This is a genomic window from Streptomyces sp. NPDC107528 (assembly GCF_055639295.1).
Genome location: NZ_JBVKAV010000013.1, coordinates 180681 through 205355 on the forward strand (window position 1 = coordinate 180681; position 24675 = coordinate 205355).

At 70.6% G+C, this 24675-nt stretch carries 25 protein-coding genes; 18 read left to right on the forward strand and 7 right to left on the reverse strand.

The features are described from left to right. Nucleotides 1–111: 111 nt before the first annotated feature. The 3 genes from ACZ7L5_RS36065 (at nt 112) to ACZ7L5_RS36075 (ending at nt 3148) form a co-directional block, all read left to right on the forward strand. A complete protein-coding gene (locus ACZ7L5_RS36065; protein WP_471522325.1) occupies nt 112–903 on the forward strand; it encodes a lysophospholipid acyltransferase family protein in 792 nt (263 codons plus the stop codon). Next, nucleotides 900–1910: an NAD(P)H-dependent glycerol-3-phosphate dehydrogenase gene (locus tag ACZ7L5_RS36070; protein WP_328878975.1), complete on the forward strand. Its 1011-nt coding sequence runs from the start codon at nt 900–902 to the stop codon at nt 1908–1910. Before ACZ7L5_RS36065 ends, ACZ7L5_RS36070 begins: the two co-directional genes overlap by 4 nt. An 80-nt stretch (nt 1911–1990) precedes the next feature. Next, nucleotides 1991–3148 carry a D-alanine--D-alanine ligase family protein gene (locus tag ACZ7L5_RS36075; protein ID WP_328878974.1) on the forward strand — a complete coding sequence of 386 codons (1158 nt, stop codon included), beginning with the start codon at nt 1991–1993 and terminating at the stop codon, nt 3146–3148. A gap of 54 nt (nt 3149–3202) precedes the next feature. Here ACZ7L5_RS36075 and ACZ7L5_RS36080 read toward each other — a convergent pair whose 3' ends face one another. Both ACZ7L5_RS36080 and ACZ7L5_RS36085 read right to left on the reverse strand, forming a co-directional pair. After that, a complete protein-coding gene (locus tag ACZ7L5_RS36080; RefSeq protein WP_328878973.1) occupies nt 3203–3712 on the reverse strand; it encodes a DUF3515 domain-containing protein in 510 nt (169 codons plus the stop codon). 20 nt (nt 3713–3732) lie between these two features. Further along, complete coding sequence (locus ACZ7L5_RS36085) at nt 3733–3966, reverse strand: Lrp/AsnC family transcriptional regulator (protein WP_328422984.1); 234 nt, start codon at nt 3964–3966, stop codon at nt 3733–3735. Nucleotides 3967–4172: 206 nt separating this feature from the next. On the opposite strand from ACZ7L5_RS36085, the gene ACZ7L5_RS36090 reads away from it, so the two are divergent. Continuing rightward, a complete protein-coding gene (locus ACZ7L5_RS36090; RefSeq protein WP_328878972.1) occupies nt 4173–5141 on the forward strand; it encodes a thiamine-phosphate kinase in 969 nt (322 codons plus the stop codon). After that, nucleotides 5138–5938 carry a bifunctional hydroxymethylpyrimidine kinase/phosphomethylpyrimidine kinase gene (thiD, locus tag ACZ7L5_RS36095; RefSeq protein ID WP_471522328.1) on the forward strand — a complete coding sequence of 267 codons (801 nt, stop codon included), beginning with the start codon at nt 5138–5140 and terminating at the stop codon, nt 5936–5938. The genes ACZ7L5_RS36090 and thiD overlap by 4 nt, the downstream gene beginning before the upstream one ends. A 154-nt stretch (nt 5939–6092) precedes the next feature. Here the strand turns inward: thiD and rpmB are convergent, their stop codons facing one another. Further along, nucleotides 6093–6278: a 50S ribosomal protein L28 gene (rpmB, locus tag ACZ7L5_RS36100; RefSeq protein ID WP_003993230.1), complete on the reverse strand. Its 186-nt coding sequence runs from the start codon at nt 6276–6278 to the stop codon at nt 6093–6095. A gap of 256 nt (nt 6279–6534) precedes the next feature. On the opposite strand from rpmB, the gene ACZ7L5_RS36105 reads away from it, so the two are divergent. Beyond that, nucleotides 6535–8235 carry a DAK2 domain-containing protein gene (locus ACZ7L5_RS36105; protein ID WP_471522329.1) on the forward strand — a complete coding sequence of 567 codons (1701 nt, stop codon included), beginning with the start codon at nt 6535–6537 and terminating at the stop codon, nt 8233–8235. A gap of 34 nt (nt 8236–8269) precedes the next feature. Here the strand turns inward: ACZ7L5_RS36105 and ACZ7L5_RS36110 are convergent, their stop codons facing one another. Together ACZ7L5_RS36110 and ACZ7L5_RS36115 are read right to left on the reverse strand one after the other, a co-directional pair. Beyond that, nucleotides 8270–11242 carry a tetratricopeptide repeat protein gene (locus ACZ7L5_RS36110; protein WP_471522331.1) on the reverse strand — a complete coding sequence of 991 codons (2973 nt, stop codon included), beginning with the start codon at nt 11240–11242 and terminating at the stop codon, nt 8270–8272. Then, nucleotides 11239–13077 carry an HSP90 family protein gene (locus ACZ7L5_RS36115; RefSeq protein WP_471522333.1) on the reverse strand — a complete coding sequence of 613 codons (1839 nt, stop codon included), beginning with the start codon at nt 13075–13077 and terminating at the stop codon, nt 11239–11241. The genes ACZ7L5_RS36110 and ACZ7L5_RS36115 overlap by 4 nt, the downstream gene beginning before the upstream one ends. A gap of 190 nt (nt 13078–13267) precedes the next feature. Here ACZ7L5_RS36115 and recG point away from each other — a divergent pair, with 190 nt between their 5' ends. The 8 genes from recG (at nt 13268) to mutM (ending at nt 20585) form a co-directional block, all read left to right on the forward strand. Beyond that, nucleotides 13268–15475 carry an ATP-dependent DNA helicase RecG gene (gene recG, locus ACZ7L5_RS36120; protein ID WP_471522335.1) on the forward strand — a complete coding sequence of 736 codons (2208 nt, stop codon included), beginning with the start codon at nt 13268–13270 and terminating at the stop codon, nt 15473–15475. Nucleotides 15476–15581: 106 nt separating this feature from the next. Then, entirely contained in the window at nt 15582–16169 is a 588-nt protein-coding gene (rsmD, locus tag ACZ7L5_RS36125) for a 16S rRNA (guanine(966)-N(2))-methyltransferase RsmD (RefSeq protein WP_363032456.1), read from the forward strand. A gap of 26 nt (nt 16170–16195) precedes the next feature. Beyond that, a complete protein-coding gene (coaD, locus tag ACZ7L5_RS36130; protein WP_328878965.1) occupies nt 16196–16675 on the forward strand; it encodes a pantetheine-phosphate adenylyltransferase in 480 nt (159 codons plus the stop codon). Between the two features lie 58 nt (nt 16676–16733). Then, the gene (locus ACZ7L5_RS36135; protein ID WP_471522337.1) at nt 16734–17831 is read left to right on the forward strand and encodes an ATP synthase F0 subunit B; all 1098 of its coding nucleotides are present in this window, start codon (nt 16734–16736) and stop codon (nt 17829–17831) included. Between the two features lie 138 nt (nt 17832–17969). Beyond that, complete coding sequence (locus ACZ7L5_RS36140; RefSeq protein ID WP_328878963.1) at nt 17970–18608, forward strand: YceD family protein; 639 nt, start codon at nt 17970–17972, stop codon at nt 18606–18608. A 2-nt stretch (nt 18609–18610) separates the two neighbouring features. Next, nucleotides 18611–18784 (forward strand): 50S ribosomal protein L32, encoded by a 174-nt coding sequence (gene rpmF / locus ACZ7L5_RS36145; RefSeq protein ID WP_015657589.1) that lies wholly within the window; start codon nt 18611–18613, stop codon nt 18782–18784. A 7-nt stretch (nt 18785–18791) separates the two neighbouring features. Continuing rightward, nucleotides 18792–19625, forward strand: coding sequence for a ribonuclease III (gene rnc / locus ACZ7L5_RS36150; RefSeq protein WP_328878962.1), 834 nt, complete (start codon nt 18792–18794; stop codon nt 19623–19625). Nucleotides 19626–19724: 99 nt separating this feature from the next. Continuing rightward, nucleotides 19725–20585, forward strand: a complete 861-nt coding sequence (gene mutM, locus ACZ7L5_RS36155; RefSeq protein ID WP_471522339.1) for a bifunctional DNA-formamidopyrimidine glycosylase/DNA-(apurinic or apyrimidinic site) lyase — start codon at nt 19725–19727, stop codon at nt 20583–20585. Here the strand turns inward: mutM and ACZ7L5_RS36160 are convergent. Next, nucleotides 20558–20959 (reverse strand): winged helix-turn-helix transcriptional regulator, encoded by a 402-nt coding sequence (locus tag ACZ7L5_RS36160; protein ID WP_471522341.1) that lies wholly within the window; start codon nt 20957–20959, stop codon nt 20558–20560. The two genes, mutM and ACZ7L5_RS36160, sit on opposite strands and share 28 nt — an antisense overlap. A gap of 123 nt (nt 20960–21082) precedes the next feature. Between ACZ7L5_RS36160 and ACZ7L5_RS36165 the strand changes: the two genes are divergently transcribed. Together ACZ7L5_RS36165 and ACZ7L5_RS36170 are read left to right on the forward strand one after the other, a co-directional pair. After that, nucleotides 21083–21667 carry a flavodoxin family protein gene (locus ACZ7L5_RS36165; protein WP_471522343.1) on the forward strand — a complete coding sequence of 195 codons (585 nt, stop codon included), beginning with the start codon at nt 21083–21085 and terminating at the stop codon, nt 21665–21667. Nucleotides 21668–21771: 104 nt separating this feature from the next. Further along, nucleotides 21772–22116, forward strand: coding sequence for a hypothetical protein (locus ACZ7L5_RS36170; protein WP_471522345.1), 345 nt, complete (start codon nt 21772–21774; stop codon nt 22114–22116). A 160-nt stretch (nt 22117–22276) separates the two neighbouring features. On the opposite strand, the gene ACZ7L5_RS36175 is transcribed toward ACZ7L5_RS36170, so the two are convergent. Next, entirely contained in the window at nt 22277–23458 is a 1182-nt protein-coding gene (locus tag ACZ7L5_RS36175; protein WP_471522347.1) for a CAP domain-containing protein, read from the reverse strand. Nucleotides 23459–23610: 152 nt separating this feature from the next. Between ACZ7L5_RS36175 and ACZ7L5_RS36180 the strand changes: the two genes are divergently transcribed. After that, nucleotides 23611–23892, forward strand: a complete 282-nt coding sequence (locus tag ACZ7L5_RS36180) for an acylphosphatase (protein WP_471522349.1) — start codon at nt 23611–23613, stop codon at nt 23890–23892. Between the two features lie 383 nt (nt 23893–24275). Next, complete coding sequence (locus ACZ7L5_RS36185) at nt 24276–24479, forward strand: hypothetical protein (protein ID WP_030048901.1); 204 nt, start codon at nt 24276–24278, stop codon at nt 24477–24479. The last annotated feature ends 196 nt before the right edge of the window (nt 24480–24675 follow it).

The following is a 24675-nucleotide window of genomic DNA, read 5'->3' on the forward strand; positions in this document are numbered from 1 at the left end:
GGAAGCCGCGACGGCGAGGCGTACGGTGTTCTCGACAGACCGGCGGCCTGGGGCGACACTTGTGCGGCCCCCAGGCCCGATGTCCTTGATTCCTAGAGGAAGGTGCTCCGCGTGCCCCGCCGCAGAATCGGCTTCTGGTACCGCTTCGCCGCGGTGATCTGCAAACCGCCGCTGGTGGTTCTGATCAAGCGGGACTGGCGTGGAATGGAGCACATTCCGGCCGAGGGCGGATTTATCACCGCGGTGAACCACAATTCGCACATCGATCCCTTCGCGTACGCGCACTTTCAGTACAACACCGGCCGGGTTCCGCGATTCCTGGCGAAGAGCGGGCTTTTCAAGAAGGGATTCGTCGGCGCCGCGATGCGCGGCACCGGCCAGATCCCCGTCTACCGGGAGACCACGGACGCGCTGAGCGCCTTCCGGGCCGCGATCGACGCCGTGGAGCGCGGTGAGTGCGTCGCGTTCTACCCCGAGGGCACCATCACCCGGGACCCGGACCAGTGGCCCATGACGGGCAAGACCGGTGCCGCCCGCGTCGCCCTGCAGACCAAGTGCCCGGTGATCCCCGTCGCGCAGTGGGGCGCCAACGAGTTGCTGCCGCCGTACGCCAAGAAGGCCAACGTCCTTCCGCGCAAGACCCACCGGGTGCTTGCGGGTCCGCCGGTCGACCTCGCGCGCTTCTACGACAAGGAGATGACCCCGGAGTTGCTGAAGGAGGCGACCGAGGTCATCATGGCCGCCGTCACCCGCCACCTGGAGGAGATCCGCGGCGAGAAGGCGCCGCAGACGCCGTACGATCCGCGTCAGGAGCGCATCGAGCAGCGGCGCCGGACCTCCGCTCAGAACCGGCAGACGCCGGACCAGCCGAAGGCCGAGCAGGAAGAGGGGCAGGGCACGTGAGCAAGCCCGTCAAGGCGGCCGTCATGGGCACCGGATCGTGGGGCACCGCCTTCGGCATGGTCCTCGCCGACGCGGGCTGCGAGGTGACCCTCTGGGCCCGCCGCCCCGAACTTGCGGAAGCGGTCAACTCCACCCGCACGAACCCCGACTACCTCCCCGGCGTCGAGCTCCCGGAGAACCTGCGGGCGACGCCCGACCCCGCCGAGGCCGCGCACGGCGCCGACTTCACGGTCCTCGCCATCCCCTCGCAGACGCTGCGCGGCAACCTCGCCGAGTGGACCCCGCTGCTCGCGCCCGGCACGGTGCTCGTCTCGCTGATGAAGGGCGTCGAACTCGGCTCCGCGATGCGGATGAGCGAGGTCATCGATGATGTCGCCAAGGTCGGTTCGGACCGGATCGCCGTGGTCACGGGACCGAACCTCGCCCGTGAGATCGCCGCGCGGATGCCGGCCGCCGCGGTGGTCGCCTGTACGGACGAGGCTGTCGCCCAGCGCCTCCAGGCCGCCTGTCACACGCCGTACTTCAGGCCCTACACCGAGACCGACGTGGTGGGCTGCGAGCTGGGCGGTGCCGTGAAGAACGTCATCGGGCTCGCCGTCGGCATCGCGGACGGCATGGGGCTCGGCGACAACGCCAAGGGCTCGCTCATCACGCGCGGCCTCGCCGAGACCGCGCGGCTCGGGGTCCGGCTGGGCGCCGACCCGATGACGTTCGCGGGACTCGCCGGCCTCGGCGACCTGGTCGCGACCTGTTCCTCGCCGCTGTCGCGCAACCACACGTTCGGCACCAACCTCGGCAAGGGCATGACCCTGCAGGAGACCATCGCGGTCACCAAGCAGACCGCCGAGGGCGTCAAGTCCTGTGAGTCCGTGCTGGATCTGGCCCGGCGGCACGGCGTCGACATGCCCATCACGGAGACCGTCGTCGGCATCGTGCACGAGGGCAAGCCGCCCGTGGTCGCCCTGAAGGAGCTGATGTCGCGCAGCGCGAAGCCGGAACGACGCTGAGCGAACACCGGCACGCCCTCCGGCTTCCGCGCGGGCCGAACGCTGACTCGGCCCCTACGGGCGGGTACGCTCAACGCGATATGAGCACCGAGAACCTCTCCCAGAGCCCTGACCAGCAGCCGCGCAAGCCGCGCGTGGCCGTCGTGTTCGGCGGCCGCAGCTCCGAGCACGGGATCTCCATGGTCACCGCCGGCGCCGTGCTGCGCGCGATCGACCGGACGAAGTACGACGTCCTGCCGATCGGCATCACGCAGAGCGGCCGCTGGGTGCTCACCGCCGACGAACCGGAACGCATGGCGATCACCGAGCGCCGTACGCCCAACGTCGAGGAGCTGGCCGAGTCGAGCGAGGGCGGCGTGGTGCTCCCCGTCGACCCGGCGAACCGCGAAGTCGTCTACACGGAGCCCGGATCGGTGCCCAAGGCGCTGGGCGAGATCGACGTCGTCTTCCCGGTGCTCCACGGGCCCTACGGCGAGGACGGGACCCTCCAGGGCCTCCTGGAGCTCTCCGGGGTGCCGTACGTGGGCGCGGGAGTGCTCGCCTCGGCCGTCGGCCAGGACAAGGAGTACATGAAGCGGGTGTTCACCTCGTTCGGGCTCAAGGTGGGCCCGTATGTGGTGATCCGGCCCCGCGAGTGGGAGCGGGACGAGTCCGCCGCCCGCAAGAAGATCATCGACCTCGCCGGCGACCACGGCTGGCCGCTCTTCGTGAAGCCCGCGCGCGCGGGTTCGTCGATCGGCATCACCAAGGTCGAGGACCTGTCCGGCCTGGACGAGGCGATCGCCGAGGCTCAGCGGCACGACCCGAAGATCCTCGTCGAGGCGGCGCTGCGCGGCCGGGAGATCGAGTGCGGGGTGCTGGAGTTCGAGGACGGCCCGCGGGCCTCCGTCCCCGCGGAGATCCCGCCGCCGGACGCGCACGCGTACTACGACTTCGAGGCCAAGTACATCGACTCCACGCCGGGGATCGTGCCGGCGCCCCTGACGCCGGAGGAGACGGCGGAGGTGCAGCGCCTTGCCGTGGACGCCTTCGAGGCGGCTTCGTGCGAGGGGCTCGTGCGGGCGGACTTCTTCCTCACCGAGGACGGGGAGTTCGTGATCAACGAGATCAACACGATGCCCGGTTTCACGCCGATCTCGATGTACCCGCAGATGTGGCAGGCGAGCGGGATCAGCTACCCGGACCTGGTGGACAGGCTGATCGAGGCGGCGCTGCGCAGGTCGACGGGTCTGAGGTAGGAGCCGGACCCGTTCGGGTCCGTTCCCGTGCGGTCCGTGGCATTCAGTTGGCGTTCAGTTGGCGATCCCCTCGGGGATCGCCTTCTTGATGGCCGGAGCCAGGTCGATCAGCACACTCGAGCTGTCCCGGCCCTCCGGCGCGGTGACCTCGACATACGCGAGACGGCCGGCGGTCGTGAACCGGTACCCACCGCCGTCCTGCTTCTCCATCAGCCATTTGACGTCTTCCACGCCACCGGCCACCGCGTCCGGATCCCGGCCCTCGGCCACCTTCGGATCGACCATCTTCGGCGGCTGCGGCACACCGCACCGCAGTATGATCGCCGAGTCCCCCCAGCCCGCGGTCAGCGCGGACGCGGGCGAGGGGTCCTCACGGCTCTCACCGTCCACCTTGGCCGGCAGCACCTTGTCGAGGTTCCGGCACAGTTGCCTGGCTTTCGCGCCGGGGCTGGGAACCGCCGCCGACGCGCTGCCGTCTGCTGATGAGCAGCCCGCTGCGGTGATCAGCAGGACGAGCGCGGGCAGCCCGAGGACAGAAATGTGCCGGTGACGCAAAGAGTTCACCGGCCAAGGGTAGACGGGGGCTACAGATGTACGACCGGGCAGGTCAGGGTGCGGGTGATGCCGTCCACTTGCTGGACCTTGGCGACCACCAGGCGACCCAGCGCGTCGACGGTGTCGGCCTGGGCGCGCACGATGACGTCATACGGTCCGGTGACGTCCTCGGCCTGGATGACTCCAGGGATCTTGCTGATCGTCTCGGCGACGGTCGACGCCTTGCCGACCTCCGTCTGGATCAGGATGTACGCCTGTACCACGGAACCTCCAGGGCGGCCACGAGGATCATGTGGGGAAAAGGAACGCCACGGTATCGCGTCGTCGCTCGCCGCGGGGAGACCTGCGGTGGCCGGGGCTTGCGCGCCGGGGTGCAGACACGACAGAAGTTGACGTACACGTCGACCGTAGCGAGGACAGTAGTGACGCGCGACCGGGTGCGGACAGAGACAGAAGGGGCGTAAGGGCAATGAAGGGCACTGTTGGTGAGCTCGGCGAGTTCGGGCTCATCAGGGAGCTCACCTCCCGTCTCACCACCACCCCGGCGGTCCGGGTAGGCCCCGGCGACGACGCCGCGGTGGTGGCCGCGCCCGACCGCAGGGTGGTCGCCAGCACCGACATCCTGCTGGAGGGGCGGCACTTCCGCCGCGACTGGTCCACGGCGTACGACGTGGGCCGCAAGGCCGCCGCGCAGAACCTCGCGGACATCGCCGCCATGGGCGCGGTGCCGACGGCGCTGCTGCTCGGCCTGGTCGTGCCCGCCGAACTCCCGGTGACCTGGCCGACCGAGATGATGGACGGCCTGCGCGACGAATGCCAGGTCGCGGGCGCTTCCGTGGTCGGCGGGGACGTCGTACGGGGCGACACGATCATGGTGTCGATCACCGCACTCGGCGATCTGCGCAACCAGGAGCCCGTGACCCGCGCGGGCGCGCAGCCCGGCGACCTGGTCGCCGTGACGGGCTGGCTGGGGTGGTCCGCGGCCGGATACGCCGTGCTCGCCCGCGGTTTCCGCTCGCCGCGCGCCTTCGTCGAGGCGCACCGGCGCCCCGAGCCGCCGTATCACGCGGGTCCGGCCGCCGCCGGGCTCGGCGCGACCGCGATGTGCGACGTGAGCGACGGGCTGATCGCCGACCTCGGGCACATCGCCGAGGCCAGCAAGGTCCGTATCGACATCCGCTCCGGCGCGATCGACATCCCCTCCCAGATGAACGACATCGGGCAGGCCGTCGGCGTCGACCCCATGCAGTGGGTGCTGACCGGGGGAGAGGACCACGCGATCGTGGCGACCTTCCCGCCGGACGTGAAGCTGCCGGCCCGCTGGAAGGTCATCGGCGAGGTCCTCAACCCCTCGGCGCTGCCCCAGGTGACGGTGGACGGGGCACCGTGGACCCGCAAGGGCGGCTGGGACCACTTCGGAGGGGACATCGAGTCATGATCGCCAACGTCCTGACGGTGGCCGGCTCCGACTCCGGCGGCGGCGCGGGCATCCAGGCCGACCTGAAGACGATGCTCGCGCTCGGCGTGCACGGCATGAGCGTGATCACCGCTGTCACGGCCCAGAACTCCCTTGGCGTGCAAGGCGCTTGGGAGCTGCCGGTGGAGGCGGTACGGGCCCAGTACCGCAGCGTCGTCGACGACATCGGCGTGCAGGCGGTCAAGACGGGCATGCTCGCGTCGGCCGAACTCGTCGAGACGGTGGCCGAATTGATCGGCGGCACCGACGTGCCCGCCGTGATCGACCCGGTGGGTGTGTCCAAGCACGGCGACTCGCTGCTCGCGGCGTCAGCGCTGGACTCCGTACGCACGAAGCTGCTGCCGGTGGCGACCGTGGCGACCCCGAACCTCGACGAGGTGGCCCAACTCACCGGCGTGCACGTCGAGACGGAGGACGACCTCAGGCGGGCCGCGGCGGCCGTGCTGGAGTACGGGCCCCGGTGGGTCGTGGTGAAGGGCGGCCATCTCGCGGGCGACGCCGTGGACCTCCTCACCGACGGTTCCGAGGAGCACTGGCTGCGCGCCCCGCGCCACGACAACCGCCACACCCACGGCACGGGCTGCACCCTCGCCTCCGCGATCGCGTCACACCTCGCGAAGGGGCTGCCCGTGCCGGATGCGGTGGCGGCCGCCAAGGAGTACGTCACGGGCGCCATCGCCGCCGGTTTCGCACTCGGCGGGGGGATCGGCCCCGTGGATCACGGCTGGGCCTTCACGCGGGGCACCACGGCCCTTTGACGGCGCGAGGAATCTTGTGTCGGGAATCCAGCGCCGGGAAACTTGCGTCGGGTGCGGCGAGAACCGGTCCACGGGCATGGCAAAAAGCCGGTCCACCCTGAGGTGGACCGGCTTACTGCAGCGAACCAGCTGTGGCCGCGCGCTTAGCTGTGCGTCAGCGCGAGACCTTGCCGGCCTTGATGCACGAGGTGCAGGCGTTCACGCGCTTCGGCGTCCCGCCGACCACGGTACGGACGCGCTGGATGTTCGGGTTCCAGCGACGGGACGTACGGCGGTGCGAGTGCGAGATGTTGTTGCCGAAGCCCGGCCCCTTGCCGCAGACGTCGCAGTTGGCAGCCACGGGTCACTCCAAAGACTTCAGATGCTCTTACGGATAATCCCGGCATGCCGGGATCGAGATCTACGATGAGAGATCTGAGTGGCGTTGCCAGGGGAACGGCCCGATTTTCATCGGGCAACCGGAGCAGCATACAACGACTGCGCCAGTCCAACGAAACTACCATGCCTGATCAGGGCCCCGCTCCCGGCCCGCTTCCGGCGCGCACCCTCTCTGGGTCTACGCTGCGTGCCACGGCCGGCAGCTCAAGGAGGCGCAGGTGGCGCAGGTGCCGCAGACATTCTTCGATGCTCTCGCGGTGCGCACCTGGTGCGGCCTCGCGCTGGAGTCACTGGGCCGGGCGCGTGAGGAGATCGACGCGATCAACGTCTATCCCGTGGCCGACGGGGACACCGGCACGAACCTTTATCTGACGGTGGAGTCGGCGGTCGGGGCGGTGGAGGCCGTGTTCGCCGCGTACGACGTGGGCAAGCCCACCCTGGCGGACGCCGCCCGCGCGATGGCGCACGGGGCCCTGATCGGCGCCAGGGGGAACTCCGGGACGATCCTCGCCCAGCTGCTGCGCGGCATGGCTCAGGTGCTCGCGGCCGAGAGTGAGACGGCTCATACCGATGGCTCCGGCCTGCGCCTCGCCCTGCGGCAGGCCGCGGACTCCGCCCGCCAGGCCGTGGCCCACCCCGTCGAGGGAACCGTCCTCACGGTCGCCTCAGCAGCCGCCGACGCGGCCGGCGGGGTCGCGCACGACGACTGCGGGGCCGTCGCGCGGGCGGCCTACGAGGGCGCGCGCGTGGCGCTGGCCGAGACGCCGGGGCAGCTGGCGGTCCTGGAGCGGGCCGGGGTCGTCGACGCCGGCGGACGGGGGCTGCTGGCGGTGCTGGGCGCGCTGGTGGAGACCTTCACGGGGGAAGCGGCAGCCCCGCTGGTTCACCAGGTCTCCGGGGCGCACGCGCGCGTGGCGGGGGGTTCACCCGGAGACGGCACCTCCCTCACCTCCCTCGCCGACGCCGAGGACTGCGCCGACGCCGTCGCGGCGGGCGCGCCCGCGTTCGAGGTGATCTACCTCCTGGAGGCCGAGGACGCGGCCGTGGCACGGCTGCGGGGGCGGCTCGACGCCCTCGGGGACTCGCTCGTGATCGTCGGCGGTGACGGGCTGTGGAACGTGCATGTGCACGTCGACGACGCCGGGGCCGCCGTGGAGGCCGGGGTCGAGGCCGGTCGGCCCTACCGGATCCGGATCACCCACTTCGGTGCCGGTGACGTGCACACCACCGGTGCCGAGCGGCCGCCCCGGGAGCGTGCCCAGCGTGCCGTGGTCGCCGTCGTGCCCGGCGAGGGCCTGGCCGGGCTGTACAGCGAGGCCGGCGCGACCACCGTCCTCGCGCGCCCCGGGGAACCGCCCGCGAGCGGGGAGCTCGTGCAGGCCGTACGGCGTGCCCACGCGCGTGAGGTCGTGCTGCTGCCCAATGACGCCGAACTGCGCCACACCGCGGCCGCGGCGGCCGAGCAGGCCCGCACTGAGGGCATCCGCGTGGCACTGATCCCCACCCGCTCCGCGGTCCAGGGCATCGCGGCGCTCGCCGTGCACGAGCCGGACCGCCGCTTCGACGAGGACGTCGTGTCGATGACCTCGGCGGCCGGCGCCACCCGCTACGCCGAGGTCGCCGTCGCCGAACGCCAGTCCTGGACCATGGCCGGCATCTGCCAGGCCGGCGACGTCCTCGGCCTCATCGACGGCGACGTGGCCGTGATCGGAACGGACGTCACGGCCACCGCCGGGACCGTCCTCGACCGCATGCTCTCGGCCGGCGGCGAACTCGTCACCCTCGTCCTCGGCGACGAGGCACCCGAGACGATCGCCGAGTACCTCGAAGCACGCGTGCGTGAGTCGTATCTGGCAGTCGACACCGTGGTGTACCGGGGCGGACGGCAGGGAGCGCTGCTGCTCATCGGCGTGGAGTAGCGCTCCCTGCCGAAAGGCTCCGCCCTGCCGCGAGCTACGCCTTCTCCCGCTCCGCGTCGGCCTGCTCCTGCACCACCTGCAGCATCTGCCCGGCCTCCGCCCGGCGCTCCTGCGCCGCCTCGTCGCCCTCGTCGTGGCCGTCGTACGCCACCAGCACCGCACGCGCGCGTGCCGCGGCCTCGGCCGGGCGGCTCAGGTCGGCCTCCAGCCAGCCCGCGGCGAGTTCGGCGCCGGTGCGGCTGTGCAGGGCGTCCTCGCCGAGGGAGGCGAACACGGCGACGGCCTTCGTCACTTGGGACAGGGCCTCCTCCAGCGCGGTCCGGATCGACTCGTCCTCGGCGTCCTCGGTGGCCGAACGGGCCAGCAGGTCACCGAACTGGCGGTGCGTGTGGCCGAGTTCGGCGACCAGGCGTTCACGCGCCTCGTCGTCGTCGACCGCCTCCAGCGCCGCCCTGCACTCCTCGACAGCGCTCGCCATCAACTCGGACGCCGTGTCGGCCCTGCCCTCCACGTCCTCCACCCGCAGCGCCAGCCACGCGCGGGCACGCAGGGAGCGCACCAGGCCGTGCACGTTGCCGAGGGTGCGCCACAGCCCACTCGCGCGCGCGTACGCCTGGTCCGCCTCGGTGTGCAGGCCCGCGTGGCCGAGGGACTCGGCGGCGAGGTGGGCCAGCGTGGCGTGGTCGTGCTGCTCGGGCCAGTGCCGGGCGATCTCGGCCGCCTGCAACCGGCGTTCGGCTGCCTCGCGGTGCTCGCCCAGCTCGCTCAGGCAGTCGCCGAGCCACCACTGCGTCTGGACGACCGCGCCGTCGCCGTGCGCCTCCGCGCTCAGGTCGGGCAGCGCCGACTCCAGCACCTCGGCGGCCTCGGCGAACCGTCCCTGCCGCAGCAGGAATCCGCCCAGCTGCTGCCGCGCCCAGGCGCCCAGCGTGCGGCTCTCGCCCGCCTCGTCGGCCCAGTGCGCTGCCTGAAGGGCGTGTTCGGCGGCCTCCTCGGACAGCCCCCGGCCGCCGAGCACCTCGGCCAGCTGGAGGTGCAGCTGGGCACGCCCCGTCGCCTCCAGGTGGGGCCCGCCGTGCTCCAGGGCCGCCCGCAGCGCCCGCTCGGCCTCCGCGGTGTCGCCGAGATGGTGCGCGAGCCCGGCCAGCCGGGCCTCGTACTCCACCGCGAACCACGGCAGCCCGGCCCCGACGAACTCGGCCGAAGCCCGCGCGAACAGCTCCGCGGCCCCCTCCACGTCCCCGGTGAGCGCCGCCAGCTCCGCGAGAATCGCGTGCGCCTCCGCGGCCCGCGAGGCAAGCCGTACGTCGTCGCCGGCCCGCCCGTCGACGAGTGCGAGCACCTCACGGGCGGCGGTCTCGGCGTCGGTCAGCGCGGCCTGCGGCGCCGCGTCCTGCGTCTCGTGCACCCGCCGCATCAGAATCCGCGCCCGGCACATCAGCACGGCCGCCGTCTGACGCACGCCCGTGCCGTCCTCGGCGTACAGCGCGAGAACCCGGTCGTACAGGTCGGCGATCGTCGTGAGGGCCTGCGAGACCTCGCCGGTGAGAGCGTTTACGTACGCTCCACGCGCGCGTGCCGCCAGCGCCTCGCCGGGGTCGCCCGCCGCCGCGTACAGCTCGGCGGCCTCCTCGAAGAGGGGAATGCCCTCGGGGCCCAGGTCCATCGCCCGGTGGTCGGCGATCTCCGCGCGGTCGAGGGCGTGCAGCTCGACGCCCTCGGCGGCTCGTGAGACGGCGGCCCAGGCCTCGATGGCGTTGGGTTGCAGGGTGTCCGACAGCCGCCGTGCCGCGGCGAGCAGCGCGGGCAGGTCGGCCTCCGCGTCGGCCGCCGCGGAACCGTCGGGTGCGACGACCGCAGCAGGCGCGGGCATCGCCACCGCCTTGGGCCGGGCCGCCGTACGCACCCCCAGCGGCAGCCGCTCCACCAGTGGCCGCTGTTCCATACGCGCGCGTGCCCGCTCGCTGACGTGCTCCGTGCCATTGCGCCCGTCGAAGCCCGCCGCCAGCGCGAGGGCCTGCGCACGCGCGTGTGCGGCCAGTTCACCGGCGGTCCAGTCACGGCCCGCCGGACCCGGCACCCGCTGCCCGCCCAGCCCCAGCTCGGTCAGGCGCTCCATGAGCAGCGCCACCACCGCCGTGAACTCCAGCTTGCTGCGCGGATGCCCGGTGTCCGTGAAGTACGCCGGCCGCTCCGCGAGCAGCTCCAGGCCGCGCGCCTCGTTGCCGGTCAGCACGCAGAACTCGACGTGGTCCGCGTAGGCGCCGCGCATGCTCTCCATGGCCCGTACGAGCCGAAAACCCCGCAGATGGTTGGCGCGGGCCTCGTCCACGCGGCCCAGGCGCAGCAGCGGCGCCAGGGAGGACGCGAGGACCGTGTGCGGCTCGTGGGCGCAGGCGTACTCGCCCTCCAGGACCGGCGCCCACAGTTCGAGCGCCTGCGTGTCCCGGCCCTGCTCGGCCTGCCACCAGCCCTGCCCGTGCAGCTCGCACGCGTGGCAATCGGCCATGCTGTCCCGGTCGGCGGCCAGCCAGGAGCCGTAGGCGCGCTCGGCCCGCGCGACGTCCCCGACATGCGCGGCCACGCTGAACTCGGCGCTGCGCACGGCCCGTTCGGAGTGCCCGGCGAGCCGGTAGCGGTGCTCCATCTCGCCGAGCCACTTCTCGATCGAGGCGAGCGGGATGTGCGGCTGGTCGAGCATGCCGGACGACATCCACTTGAAGACCCAGTGCAGCGAGTGCGTCTCGTACTCGTCGAAGTCCTCGGGCCGCTCGTCCCACATGCGCAGCAGACGCGCGAAGGGGACGAACATCTTGTCCTTCTCGGAGCTGTAGTTGTAGACCTTCAGCTGGTGGCCGAGCGCCTCGATCACGGCGAGCGGGATGCCCAGCTTCTCGGCCTCGGCGAGCAGCTGCTCCGCGCGCGCGTTGCGGGCGGGGCCCTCCGGCTCCTCGGAGTTCTCCGCCATCGCCCGGCGCAGCGAGTCGAAGTCCGTGACGTCGCTCATCGGCGGCCCTCCTCGCCGTTCGTGGCCCACTCCAGCAGGCCGATGAAGGCCCTGTTCAGCAGTGCCGAGTCCGCCGGCCTCAGCGGGCGCTGCGCCATCAGCAGGGCCTGCCCGTAGAGGGACTCGGTGGCGGTGCCGATCAGCTCGGGATCGCCCAGTGAACTGATCCGGCGGATCAGCGGGTTGAGGTGGTTGAGCACCAGACGCGCGCGTGGCGCGCTGCCGCGCAGCGAGCCCAGGATGCCCGCCCACAGGTCGTCGGACCGCTCCTCGGCCTCCGCGCGCGCCTGCTCGTGCCGGGCCGCCCGGTCGTCGAGATGCAGAGCGGGCACGGACAGCGGATGGAAGGCGCGCAGTACGACGTCACAGCCCAGCGGATCGAGCTTCGCCCGCGCGGCCGCCAGGAAGCCCGCCAGAGCCAGCTCCTCGGCCGGGTCGACCGAGTCCAGATGCGCGGTCACGGTGTCCGCGTCCAGCTCGGCGACGACCGTCCCCGGCCGAACCGACGGCAGCGCCTCGATGAGCTCGCTGTCGTACGTGTAACCGCCGTTGATCACGCCGACGCCCTGTGCGGACGCGATCGGCGCGACCTGCCGGTACTCCTCGACGGTCCGCGTGAAGTGCACCACCGGGTGCCGCTGCGCGAACTCCTCCAGGGACAGCCGCCCGTCGGTCGTCTCGAAGGGCAGCCACGGCAGCATCGTGCGCAGCATCTCCTTGTCGTGCCGCGCCAGGGACTTCACGCCCAGGTGGTGCACGGACAGAAACGCCGCCAGCCGTTCCGGATCACCGGCCGCCAGCCCCGTCAGCCAGGACCGAATCCTTTCGCCGAGCGCTTCCCGTACGCCCGCCAGCGTCTCGTCCTCGTACAGCGACTCCCGGGAGGCCGTCGGCCGCAGGCTGTCGGTGTCCAGGACACAGCGCACGAAGAACGCCCAGTCGGGCAGCAGCTGTTCGGCGTGCTCGGTCAGCAGCATGCCCTTGAGGTGGACGCGATGACCGGCCCGCTGGGCGGGGCTGACCGCCGACGGAAGGACGTACGCCACGCCACGGATGCCCGCGAGCGGCACGTCCAGCTCGATCGAGTCCAGCGGTGTGAAGCCGAACAGGTCGTGACAGTGCCGGGCCAGGGCGACCCTGCGGTTGGCGGGGGAGGGGTACGGGCGGTCCCAGGGCGCGGGGAGGTCGGTGACCGCCTCGTCGCCGACCCGGACGTCGTACGGCAGCAGCGAGCCGAAGTCCCGCGCCAACGAGAGAACCCGGTCCTGCGCCAGCCACTCCCCGGCCCCGGCCCGCGCCACCAGGTGCACGGTGGTGCCCGGTTCGGTGCGGGCGTCGTTCGGCAGCGTCCGCACGGTGTACGAACCGTCGTCCGTCGCCGTCCACTCCACGGGCGCCGCGTCCGGCGTACGGGCGCTGCGGCTGACCACCCGGATCCGCTCGGCAACCACGAAACAGGCCAGCAGACCGATGCCGAACTGGCCGAGGAAGTCGGACCGGGCCTCCTGAAGGCCCTCGGCACGCTTGGAGCTACGGCCGATGGTGGCGAGGAGGTTGTGCACGTCCGCCTCGGTCAGTCCGACCCCGGAATCCTCGATCCGCAGGGCGCCCGACTCGGCGTACAGGCGGATCTTGGCGGGCGCGTCCGGCTCTTCGGCGCGTCTGGCGGTGATGGCGTCGACCGCGTTCTGCAGCAGCTCGCGAAGGTAGACCTTCGGGCTGGAGTACAGGTGGTGGGAGAGCAGGTCCACCAGACCGCGCAGGTCGACCTGGAACGTATGAGGTGACTGGGACGGCTGAGGGGCCTGAGATGACTGTGAGGTCTGGGAGTCCATCGTCGCTGCGCCGGTGGGGGGACTTCGCGACGGCGCGGGGTCGGGCGGTCCCGGTGAGGCGGTGACCGCGAAAGGATGGCCGGAGCGCGCCATCCTAGAGCCGAAACGAACCGTCTGACCAGGGGTTTCCGGGACGTTTACCCGGACTGCCGCCCTGACCTCTACGGCATTGTCAGTGCCGTGGTGTGGAATGGATCTCGTGCCCGCACTGGAAGAACCACTGAAAAAGGTGCTCGGCCCTCCCACCGCGAAGGTGATGGCCGAGCACCTCGGCCTGCACACCGTCGGTGACCTGCTGCACCACTACCCGCGCAGATACGAGGAGCGCGGCCAGCTCACCCACCTCGCCGACCTCCCCATGGACGAGCACGTCACGGTGGTCGCGATGGTCGCCGACGCGCGCCTGCACACCTTCGCCTCCAGCAAGGCACCGCGCGGCAAGGGCCAGCGCCTGGAAGTCACGATCACCGACGGCAGCGGCCGGCTCCAACTGGTCTTCTTCGGCAACGGCGTTCACAAGCCCCACAAGGAGCTCCTGCCGGGCACCCGCGCGATGTTCGCGGGCAAGGTCTCCGTGTTCAACCGCCGCCTCCAACTGGCACACCCGGCCTACGAATTGCTGCGCGGCGACTCGGAGGAAACGGTCGAGACATGGGCGGGCGCCCTCATCCCGATCTACCCCGCCACCGCCAAACTGGAGTCCTGGAAGATCGGCAAGGCCATCCAGACGGTCCTGCCCAGCGCCCAGGAGGCGGTCGACCCTGTCCCGGCCACTCTGCGCGAGGGCCGCGGCCTGGTTCCCCTGCCCGAGGCACTGCTCAAGATCCACCGCCCCCACACCAAGGCGGACATCGAGGACGCCCGCTCCCGCCTGAAGTGGGACGAGGCGTTCGTCCTCCAGGTGGCCCTGGCCCGCCGCCGCCACGCGGACGCCCAACTCCCGGCGGTCGCCCGCAAACCCAAGCCCGACGGCCTCCTGACCGCCTTCGACGACCGCCTCCCCTTCACCCTCACTGAGGGCCAGCAGAAGGTCTCGAAGGAGATCTTCGACGACCTGGCGACCGAGCATCCGATGCACCGGTTGCTCCAGGGCGAAGTCGGATCGGGGAAGACGATGGTGGCGCTGCGCGCCATGCTCGCCGTCGTCGACGCGGGTGGGCAGGCCGCCATGCTCGCGCCCACCGAGGTCCTCGCCCAGCAGCATCACCGGTCGGTCGTCGAGATGATGGGCGAGCTCGCCGAGGGCGGCATGCTGGGCGGGGCCGAGCAGGCCACGAAGGTGGTCGTGCTGACCGGGTCCATGGGCGCTGCCGCCCGCAGGCAGGCGCTGCTCGATCTCGTCACCGGTGAGGCCGGGATCGTGATCGGCACGCACGCGCTGATCGAGGACAAGGTGCAGTTCCACGACCTCGGCCTGGTTGTCGTGGACGAACAGCACCGGTTCGGCGTGGAGCAGCGCGACGCCCTGCGCGGCAAGGGCAAGCAGCCGCCCCACCTCCTGGTCATGACGGCGACCCCCATTCCGCGCACGGTCGCCATGACCGTCTTCGGCGACCTGGAGACCTCCGTCCTCGACCAGCTCCCGGCCGGCCGCTCACCGATCGCCAGCCATGTCGTCCCGGCCGCCGACAAGCCCCACTTCCTGGCCCGCGCCTGGGAACGCGTGCGCGAGGAGGTGGGCAACGGCCACCAGGCGTACGTCGTCTGCCCCCGGATCGGGGACGAGGAGGACGACCCGAAGAAGGCCGGCAAGAAGAAGTCCCCGGAGGACGAGGCGGAGAAGCGCCCACCGCTCGCCGTCCTGGAGGTGGCGGACCAGCTCGCCAAGGGGCCTCTCCAAGGCCTCAAGGTCGAGGTCCTGCACGGCCGTATGCACCCCGACGACAAGGACGCGGTCATGCGCCGCTTCGCCGCGGGGGAGACGGACGTCCTGGTCGCCACGACGGTCATCGAGGTCGGCGTGAACGTCCCCAACGCCACCGCGATGGTGATCATGGACGCCGACCGCTTCGGCGTCTCCCAGCTCCACCAACTGCGCGGCCGGGTCGGCCGTGGCTCGGCACCCGGCCTGTGCCTCCTGGTCACGGAGATGCCGGAGGCCAGCACGGCCCGCCAGCGCCTCACCTCCGTCGCCTCCACCCTCGACGGCTTCGAACTCTCCCGCATCGACCTGGAGCAGCGCCGTGAGGGCGATGTCCTGGGCCAGGCCCAGTCCGGGGCCCGCACCAGCCTGCGGATGCTGGCGGTCATCGAGGACGAGGAGATCATCGCGGAGGCGAGGGAGGAGGCGGCGACGCTGGTGGCGGCGGATCCGGAGCTGGAGCATCTCCCGGGCCTGCGCACAGCCTTGGACGCCCTCTTGGACGAGGAGAGGGAACAGTACTTGGAAAAGGGGTGAGGGCCGCCGACCCAGGGGTGCGGGGCTGTATGGACCATGCGGCTACCGCCGCGGGGGCGCGACCAGCGACACTGAACCCAAAGCCGCTCACACCCAAGGACCAAAGATGACCCGCGTGATCGCCGGCACAGCCGGCGGACGTCGCCTGGCCGTCCCGCCAGGGACCGGCACCCGCCCCACCTCCGACCGCGCGCGCGAAGGTCTCTTCTCCACCTGGCAGTCCCTCCTCGGCGGCCCCCTGCAAGGCGAACGCGTCCTCGACCTCTACGCCGGTTCGGGCGCCGTCGGCCTGGAGGCACTCTCCCGCGGCGCCGGTCACACCCTCCTGGTCGAGGCCGACGCCCGAGCCGCCAGGGTCGTCCGCGAGAACGTGAAGAATCTCGGCCTCCCCGGCGCCGAGGTGAGATCCGGCAAAGCCGAACAGATCATCCAGACCCCGGCGCCGACCGAGCCGTACGACCTCGTCTTCCTCGATCCCCCCTACGCCGTCTCGGACGACGATCTTCGGGAGATTCTCCTCACACTCCGCTCGGGGGGCTGGCTCGCGGCCGAAGCGCTCGTCACCGTGGAGCGCAGCACCAGAGGCGGAGAATTCCGGTGGCCGGACGGTTTCGAAGGGATCCGGGCCCGTCGTTACGGCGAGGGAACGTTTTGGTACGGTCGCGCCGCCTCCACGTGTGAAGACGCACGATGACCGGACCCGAGAGCGAGGGATCACAAGTGCGCCGAGCCGTATGTCCCGGGTCGTTCGACCCGATCACCAACGGACACCTCGACATCATTTCCCGCGCCTCACGGCTGTACGACGAGGTCTACGTCGCCGTCATGATCAACAAGGCCAAGAAGGGCCTGCTCGAAGTGGACGAGCGGCTCGACCTGATCCGCCAGGTCACGGCCGAGTACGGCAACGTCCGCGTCGAGGCCTTCCACGGCCTTCTCGTCGACTTCTGCAAGCAGCGTGACATCCCCGCCATCGTCAAGGGCCTGCGTGCCGTCAGCGACTTCGACTACGAACTGCAGATGGCCCAGATGAACATCGGTCTGTCGGGCGTGGAGACGCTCTTCGTCCCGACCAACCCCACCTACAGCTTCCTGTCCTCCTCCCTGGTCAAGGAGGTGGCGACCTGGGGCGGCGACGTCTCCCACCTCGTGCCGCCGGTGGTCCTGGACGCCCTCAACAAGCGCCTGCGCAAGGACTGATGGGGCTACAGTCGTCCCGTCCGTCTCCATCACAGCAGTAGAGAGTGGCGAGCACACGGTGGACGTGCAGAAGAAGCTCGACGAGATCGTCGCCTCGGTCTCAGGTGCCCGGTCGATGCCCATGTCGGCCTCGTGCGTGGTCAACCGCGCCGATCTGCTCTCGATGCTGGAAGAGGTCCGTGCGGCCCTGCCCGGCTCCCTCGCCCAGGCCCAGGAGCTGATCGGCGGCCGTGAGCAGATGGTCGAGCAGGCCCGCCAGGAGGCCGACCGGATCATCCAGGGCGCGCACGCCGAGCGCGGTTCGCTGATCTCCGACACCGAGGTCGCCCGCCGCTCCCAGGCCGAGGCCGACCGCATCCTCGCCGAGGCCCGCAAGGAGGCCGAGGACATCCGCGCGGAGGCTGACGACTACGTCGACTCCAAGCTCGCCAACTTCGAGGTCGTCCTCACCAAGACCCTCGGCTCCGTCGGCCGGGGCCGCGAGAAGCTCCTGGGCACCGGACCCGGCACCGACGAGCACGGCTACGAGGACGAGGACGCCCCCGAGCGCAGCCACGACCCGGAGACCCTGCGCCGCAACGCCGACGGCTACGTCGACATCAAGCTCGGCGCCTTCGAGGCGGTCCTGGCCAAGACGCTGGAGGCGGTCGGCCGCGGTCGGCAGAAGCTGCACGGCCGTATCGCCAGCGACGACCTCGGCGCCCTCTCCGACGACACCGGCACCGTCCAGCACTCCAGCGACGCCGACTATCTCGCCGACCTCGCCGCGCTGGCGGAGCAGGACGCCGCGGCGGCCCGGACGGCGCCGGCCGAGCAGCCCGCCGTACCGGCGCAGCAGCAGTACGACCAGCAGGCCGCACAGCCGGCCTACGGCTACCAGCAGCAGACGGCGGACCCGTACGCCGGTTATCAGCAGCAGTACGCGGGCCAGCAGGATCCTTACGGCTACCAGCAGGCCGACCCCTACGCCTACCAGGGCTACGACCCTCAGCAGGGCGCCTACGACCCGCACCAGGCTCAGCACGCCCAGCACCAGATCCCGCAGCAGGCCGCACAGGACGGTCAGGGCTACGCCCTCGACGAGACCAGTCTCTTCGACACGAGCATGATCAGCGCGGAGCAGTTGCGGGCCTACGAGCAGGGGCGCGGCCAGTAAGCAGCCACCGGATTGGGCCATGAGCGAAAGGTCCAGTATCCTGGCTCTTCGGTCGCGTGTACGTCCGCGATCAAACCTGCCCCGGAACATCCAGGGGCAGTGACCCCCTGAGCTCAGCAGATCGAAAGCAGGAATGGCGTGACAGCCCGCCTCGACCACCGCAACCCTCTCGTGTTCGACACGCACGAGCTGGGTCGGCGGCCCGGTGCGCTGCAGCGCCTGACCCGTACGGTCGACGCCCCCAAGGATCTCGGTATCCAGGGGGTCATCGGAGTGCCGGAAGGCGCCCCGATGGAGCTCGAACTCCGACTCGAGTCGGTCATGGAAGGGGTGCTTGTCACAGGCACCGGCCGTGCACAGGCCGAGGGGGAGTGCGTAAGGTGTCTGGAGCCGCTTCAGCTCGACGTCGAAGCGGAATTCCAGGAGATGTTCTCGTACCCTGACGCCGATGACCGGGGCCGCCACAGCGCGGAACCCGGCGACGACGCCGAGGACGACGAGGACAGGCTCTTTCTCGAGGACGGCTTGTTCGACCTCGAACCAGTGCTGCGTGATGCGGTGGTGCTCGCACTGCCGATGCAGCCGGTGTGCCAGGACGACTGCCCTGGACTGTGCGCCCAGTGCGGAGCACGTCTCGCAGACGACCCGGACCACCACCATGACGCCGTCGACATCCGTTGGGCGGCACTGCAGGGACTCGCCGAGACCATGACGGACGGCGAGAAGGACGAGATGAGCGGCGCCGAAGCGGGCGTCGACGAGAAGCAGGAGAAGTAGCCGTGGCTGTTCCGAAGCGGAAGATGTCGCGCAGCAACACGCGCCACCGCCGGTCGCAGTGGAAGGCTGCGGTCACCCCCCTGGTTGCGTGCGAGCGCTGCCACGAGCCCAAGCAGCAGCACATTGCGTGCCCGTCTTGCGGCACCTACAACAAGCGCCAGGTCCTCGAGGTCTGAGCGGCTGGTGAGAGGCACTGTGTCCACTGCCAAGAAGGCGGAAGACGCCAAGGCGGACCCACACGCCCGTAAGAAGGCGGACAACCAGGCCTCGTCCCACACGCTGTTGGAAGGGCGGCTCGGGTACAAGCTCGAGTCCGCCCTTCTGGTGCGTGCGCTGACCCACCGTTCGTACGCGTACGAGAACGGCGGCCTGCCCACCAACGAGCGCCTGGAGTTCCTCGGGGACTCCGTTCTCGGCCTCGTTGTCACGGACACGCTGTACCGCACCCACCCCGACCTGCCTGAAGGCCAACTGGCCAAGCTGCGGGCCGCGGTGGTCAACTCTCGTGCGCTGGCGGAGGTCAGCCGCGGGCTCGACCTGGGCTCCTTCATCCGGCTCGGCCGCGGTGAAGAGGGCACGGGCGGCCGGGACAAGGCGTCCATCCTTGCCGACACCCTGGAAGCGGTGATCGGCGCGGTCTATCTCGACCAGGGCCTGGACTCGGCGGCGGAGCTGGTGCACCGCCTGTTCGACCCCCTGATCGAGAAGTCCTCGAACCTCGGAGCCGGCCTGGACTGGAAGACCAGTCTCCAGGAGCTCACCGCGACCGAGGGGCTCGGCGTGCCCGAGTACCTGGTCACGGAGACCGGCCCCGACCACGAGAAGACCTTCACTGCTGCCGCCCGCGTCGGAGGCGTCTCGTACGGCACCGGCACCGGCCGCAGCAAGAAGGAGGCGGAGCAGCAGGCCGCGGAATCCGCATGGCGGGCCATCAAGGCCGCCGCGGACGAGCGCGCCCGCAAGTCGGCGGCTGATGCCGCCGAGCCCGACGCCGATGCGTCGTCGGCCTCCGCCTGACCGAACAGAGCGATCCGAGCGCCCGTACCCCGCCGTGGGGCGGGCGCTCGGTCCATTGAGCGGCCCTGCCGGGCCGCGCAGGTGTTACGGGGGAACCCCATGCCCGAGTTGCCCGAGGTCGAGGTCGTACGACGCGGACTGGAGCGGTGGGTCGCCCACCGCACGGTCGCCGATGCCGAGGTGCTGCATCCGCGTGCCGTACGCCGGCACATCGCGGGCGGCGACGACTTCGCGCATCGCCTGGGGGGCCACCGCATCGGCACGCCGAGCCGCCGCGGCAAGTATCTGTGGCTGCCCCTGGAGGACACGCACCAGTCGGTCCTGGCCCACCTCGGCATGAGCGGCCAGCTGCTGGTCCAGCCGAGCACCGCGCCCGACGAGAAGCACCTCAGGATCCGGGTGCGGTTCGCTGACGCGGTCGACACCGAGCTGCGCTTCGTCGACCAACGCACCTTCGGCGGACTGTCGTTGCACGACAACACCCCCGACGGGCTGCCCGACGTCATCGCGCACATCGCCCGCGACCCCCTCGACCCGCTCTTCGACGACGAGGCCTTCCACCAGGCCCTGCGCCGCAAGCGCTCGACCATCAAACGGGCCCTGCTCGACCAGTCGTTGATCAGCGGCGTCGGCAACATCTACGCGGACGAGGCCCTTTGGCGCGCCCGCCTCCACTACGACCGCCCGACCGCGACCTTCACGCGCCCGCGCAGCCTCGAACTCCTGGGCCACGTAAGGGACGTCATGAACGCCGCCCTCGCCGTCGGCGGCACGAGCTTCGACAGCCTCTACGTCAACGTCAACGGCGAGTCGGGCTACTTCGACCGGTCGCTCGACGCGTACGGCCGTGAAGGGCTGCCGTGCAAGAGGTGCGGTACGCCCATGCGCAGGCGGGCCTGGATGAACCGGTCCAGCTACTTCTGCCCGAAGTGTCAGAGGGCGCCGCGCGTCCCGTCGTAACGCACGCGTGCTTCGAGCACGTCGTCCATCTGCCCCTCCACGAAGTGGATGAGGTTCAGCAGCCGCTCCGCCACGCCGCGCCCCAGGGGAGTCAGTTCGTAGTCGACCCGCGGCGGGTTCGTCGGCTGGGCATCGCGGCGCACCAGGCCGTCCCGCTCCAGGGCGTGCAGCGTCTGGGACAGCATCTTCTCGCTGACGCCGTCGACGCGGCGGCGCAGCTCGTTGAAGCGCAGCGAGCCCTCGTACAGGGCGCCGAGCGTGAGCCCGCCCCAGCGGCCCGTGACGTGCTCCAGCGTGCCGCGCGAGGGGCAGGCCTTGGCGAACACGTTGTACGGGAGGTCCTGCGCCTCCGTGCGCTCCTGCGTGGTGTCCATATCTGAAGCGTACTCGAACGCAGCGCTAACCGGCAGGTTGCACTAACTGAAAGTTAGTGCTTTCCTTTCGTTACCGCCGGCGAGCTGACTCTCGCTGGGCTGCCTACGTTCAGGAGCACTTAAGTGACCACCCCCGTCGTCTCCATCGCCTACCACTCCGGCTACGGCCACACCGCCGTCATCGCCGAGGCCGTCCGCTCCGGTGCCGTCGAGGCCGGTGCCGAGGTGCATCTGATCAAGGTGGACGAGATCACCGAGGAGCAGTGGGCGACCCTCGACGCCTCGGACGCAATCGTGTTCGGTTCTCCGACCTATATGGGCACCGCATCCGGCGCCTTCCACGTCTTCGCGGAGGCCACCTCGAAGCGCTGGGCCGAGCAGGCCTGGACGGACAAGCTGGCCGCCGGCTTCACCAACTCCGCCTCCAAGAGCGGCGACAAGCTGCACACCCTGCAGTTCTTCCAGATCCTGGCCGCCCAGCTCGGCATGCACTGGATCAACCTCGGCCTGCTCCCCGGCTGGAACAGCAGCGCCGGCTCCGAGAACGACCTCAACCGCCTCGGCGTCTTCGCGGGCGCCGCCGCCCAGACCAACGCCGACCAGGGGCCGGAGGCCGTCCACAAGGCCGACGTGGCCACGGCCGAGCACCTGGGGCGCCGGGTGACGGAGACGGCGAAGGCGTTCGTGCGGGGCCGCGTGGCCGCCTGAGCGCGACACCGTACGCGACGCCGTAATTGAGGCGCACGAGGCGCCGTCCCCGCTGTAGCCTGCCGACCGAGCCGGCCGCGGGGGACGGCGCCTAGGGGGGACGTGTGTGGGACGGCCCGTTCTATCGGGTGCGCAGGGACGGATACGAGATCTGCTTCGTACCGGACGCGGGGGAGGACCTCGACGAGGTCTGCAACGTCGACATGTGGGTGACCTTCGCCGACGGACAGCGCTGGTCCGCGACCGTCTTCACCCTCGACGAGGCGCGCCGCCTGATGGACCGCTGGAAGGACACCGGGGAGTGTCTCGACGGCCGGTACTTCTATTGCTGGGACAACCTGATGGTCCGGCACGCCGGCATCCCCGTGATGGTCGAGGTCATCGACCACCTCGTGGTCACCGGCGACTACACGTCGGCCCTGCGGCCCCTGGGGCTAGCCGAGGACTGAATCGGCAGCCCGGGCCGGAGTCGGCAGCCCGGGCCGGTCAGGGGTCGTCGGAGGTGCCCCACGACAAGGCGGGAGCGCCTCGGCGGGTATGCACAGGGAGGCCGACGACGGCCGGACGGCCTGATCCGGGCGCGTCCACCGGGCGCGCCCTTCCTCGTGTTCAGTACCCGAAGTCCTGCGTCCACCAAGGGCCGCCGGCGCCGAGCTGCACGCCGACGCCGAGGGTCTTGAAGTCGCAGTTCAGGATGTTGGCCTTGTGGCCCGGGCTGTTCATCCAGGCGTCCATCACGGCGGCCGCGTCGGACTGACCGCGGGCTATGTTCTCGCCGCCGAGGTCGGTGATACCGGCCTTCGCGGCCCGGTCCCACGGGGATGCGCCGTCGGGGTCGGTGTGGTCGAAGAAGCCCCGCTCCGCCATGTCCGCACTGAAGTCCTGGGCCAGATCGGCGAGCGAGCTGTTGGCGGCCACCGCGCTGCAGCCGACCTGAGCGCGCTCCTCGTTGACGAGCTTCAGCACCTCGGCCGCGGCGGCGGCCTGCGCGGAGACCGTCACGGGAGCGCTGGTCTGCTCCTTCTCGGGCTTCTTCTCGGGCTTCTGCTCCGGCGTCTTCGTGGCCGTACGCGAAGGCGTGTCCTTCGGCTTCTCGCTGGGCGTGGCCGAGGGCTTCTTCGACGGGGTCTTCGTCGGCGCGGCCGAGGAGGTCGACGGGGCCGGCGAGGTGGGCCGCTCGGTGTCGCGGCTCGTCGCCGAGCCGTTCTCGTCCCTGTCGGCGCTGCCGGAGGTGCCGCCCTGCTCGTTGGGGGAGTTGGTCGGGGTGTCGGCGGCCTGCACCTTGTCCGCGCCGTTGCCGCCGCCGAGCCTGTAATTGTCGATGCCGGGCACCACACCGGTGGCGACCGCGACCGTGCCCAGGGCGACCGCAGCGGAGACGCCGAGCAGACCGGTCTTCACCGGCGCCACGGCCTTCTTCTTGCGGCGGCGGTGCGCGCCGTTCCCGGGGCGACGGGAGCCGGAGCTGGGGGTGAAGCCGTCACTGCGGAAGACCGCGGTGTCCGCGCCCGAGGCGGAGCCACTCATGGAGTGGGCGTCGCTCGGGAAGGTCGCGGTGTTGGTGATCCGGTCGTAGTCGTCGTCCTCGGCGAAGAGGTACGCGTCGCTCTTCGCGTAGGCCTCGGCGTACGCCTCCGGGTTCAGATAGGGCGCGATGCCCATCGTGGGCCGGCCACCGTCGTGCGAGTTGAGCGGGTCGTGGCCCTCCGTGTAGGAGCCGTCCGTATGTGTGACCCCCGTGGCGCGGCCGGTGGCGGCGCGTCCGGCGGCGGAGCGTCGGTGGCGTCCCATGTTCTGGCCTTCCTCGTCCCTGCGGTCTCAACGTCCTCACAGAACTCACTCGATCGTGTGAGTTTCATATGAGATTCATTGGGTGGGGACGGTACCGCATGGCGCCAGGGGAGGAAGTGCTCGGAGAGACATTGGCCCGTTAGGTTGCACCTATGAGCGACGATGTACGGCTGGTCGCCTGGGTGCGTGGAAGCGTCCAAGGTGTGGGTTTTCGCTGGTTCACGCGGGCCAAGGCCCTCGAGATCGGCGGCCTGAGTGGTTTTGCTCTCAATTTGGCCGACGGTCGGGTCCAAGTGGTTGCGGAGGGCTCGCGCAAGGGTTGTGAAGGACTCCTCGACTGGCTCCAGGGCGACGACACGCCCGGGCGGGTGGACGGTGTCACCGAGATCTGGGACACACCTCGCGGGTGTTACGACGGCTTCGCCATCCGTTGAGCCGGTTCTGTAAAGCGGCCCTGGAACAAGCGGACGGATCTGCCACCGGCAACTGCCCCGAGCAGAAATGGGCAGGTGGTTGCCAAGAACGGCTCACGGTGGCAGGCTCCGCACTGAAGGATGATCGCCACGCCCCGCAGGGCCCGCAGGAGTCGCCGCGCAGCCGTCTCAAGGCCGTGTGCCCCCGGGTTTGCCCGCCAATACGGGGCGTGATCGTGTTGACCGTCAAACTTTTTGGTGAGACGCTGAAAGCCCCGCGCACCTTCGCTGTTTGGCGTGGCTGAACGGCAGTACAACTCCAGGCCTGCCAACCAACCGCGGGTGCGAATCCCTCACGACCCACACCGCTTCGGTCGGTCACTCATTGTGGAGGACCATCCATCATGGCAAAGGCGCTTCTCGGTTACGTCGGCGGCTCCGACCCTCGACTCCTCGCCGAGATGCGACGGCTCCAGCAGCGTGTCCAGGACCTGGAATCCGAGCTCGGACGGATCCAGGCGGAGAACGACGCGCTGACGGCTGCCGCTTCTCACGACAGGATCATGGAGAGCATCGACGCACACCAGGCGGAGCCTGCGCTCACCTGATCACTGCATCGCTCCACGACAGCACAAGCAGTGGTTTGGGCGGCTCGTATCCAACCGCTAGGTAGTTGTCAGGCGACTGGCAAGTCAGTCGTCAGAAGTTGCAAGGGACGCTTCGGCGTCCCTTCTTTCTTGCCTCCCGGCTTACTGCCCCGCGCATCCTTTCACCCTCTTTAACGTCTGGTGTGCCCTGCACGTT

What these genes read in the sequence shown, in the direction of transcription:
- thiD (WP_471522328.1), top strand. Translation starts at nt 5,138, where the DNA reads ATGATCGCCAACGTCCTGACGGTGGCCGGCTCCGACTCCGGCGGCGGC.
- ACZ7L5_RS36090 (WP_328878972.1), top strand. Translation starts at nt 4,173, where the DNA reads ATGAAGGGCACTGTTGGTGAGCTCGGCGAGTTCGGGCTCATCAGGGAG.
- mutM (WP_471522339.1), top strand. Translation starts at nt 19,725, where the DNA reads ATGCCCGAGTTGCCCGAGGTCGAGGTCGTACGACGCGGACTGGAGCGG.
- ACZ7L5_RS36115 (WP_471522333.1), bottom strand. Translation starts at nt 13,077, where the DNA reads ATGGACTCCCAGACCTCACAGTCATCTCAGGCCCCTCAGCCGTCCCAG.
- ACZ7L5_RS36180 (WP_471522349.1), top strand. Translation starts at nt 23,611, where the DNA reads ATGAGCGACGATGTACGGCTGGTCGCCTGGGTGCGTGGAAGCGTCCAA.
- ACZ7L5_RS36160 (WP_471522341.1), bottom strand. Translation starts at nt 20,959, where the DNA reads ATGGACACCACGCAGGAGCGCACGGAGGCGCAGGACCTCCCGTACAAC.
- recG (WP_471522335.1), top strand. Translation starts at nt 13,268, where the DNA reads ATGGATCTCGTGCCCGCACTGGAAGAACCACTGAAAAAGGTGCTCGGC.
- ACZ7L5_RS36075 (WP_328878974.1), top strand. Translation starts at nt 1,991, where the DNA reads ATGAGCACCGAGAACCTCTCCCAGAGCCCTGACCAGCAGCCGCGCAAG.
- rsmD (WP_363032456.1), top strand. Translation starts at nt 15,582, where the DNA reads ATGACCCGCGTGATCGCCGGCACAGCCGGCGGACGTCGCCTGGCCGTC.
- ACZ7L5_RS36185 (WP_030048901.1), top strand. Translation starts at nt 24,276, where the DNA reads ATGGCAAAGGCGCTTCTCGGTTACGTCGGCGGCTCCGACCCTCGACTC.
- ACZ7L5_RS36175 (WP_471522347.1), bottom strand. Translation starts at nt 23,458, where the DNA reads ATGGGACGCCACCGACGCTCCGCCGCCGGACGCGCCGCCACCGGCCGC.
- ACZ7L5_RS36110 (WP_471522331.1), bottom strand. Translation starts at nt 11,242, where the DNA reads ATGAGCGACGTCACGGACTTCGACTCGCTGCGCCGGGCGATGGCGGAG.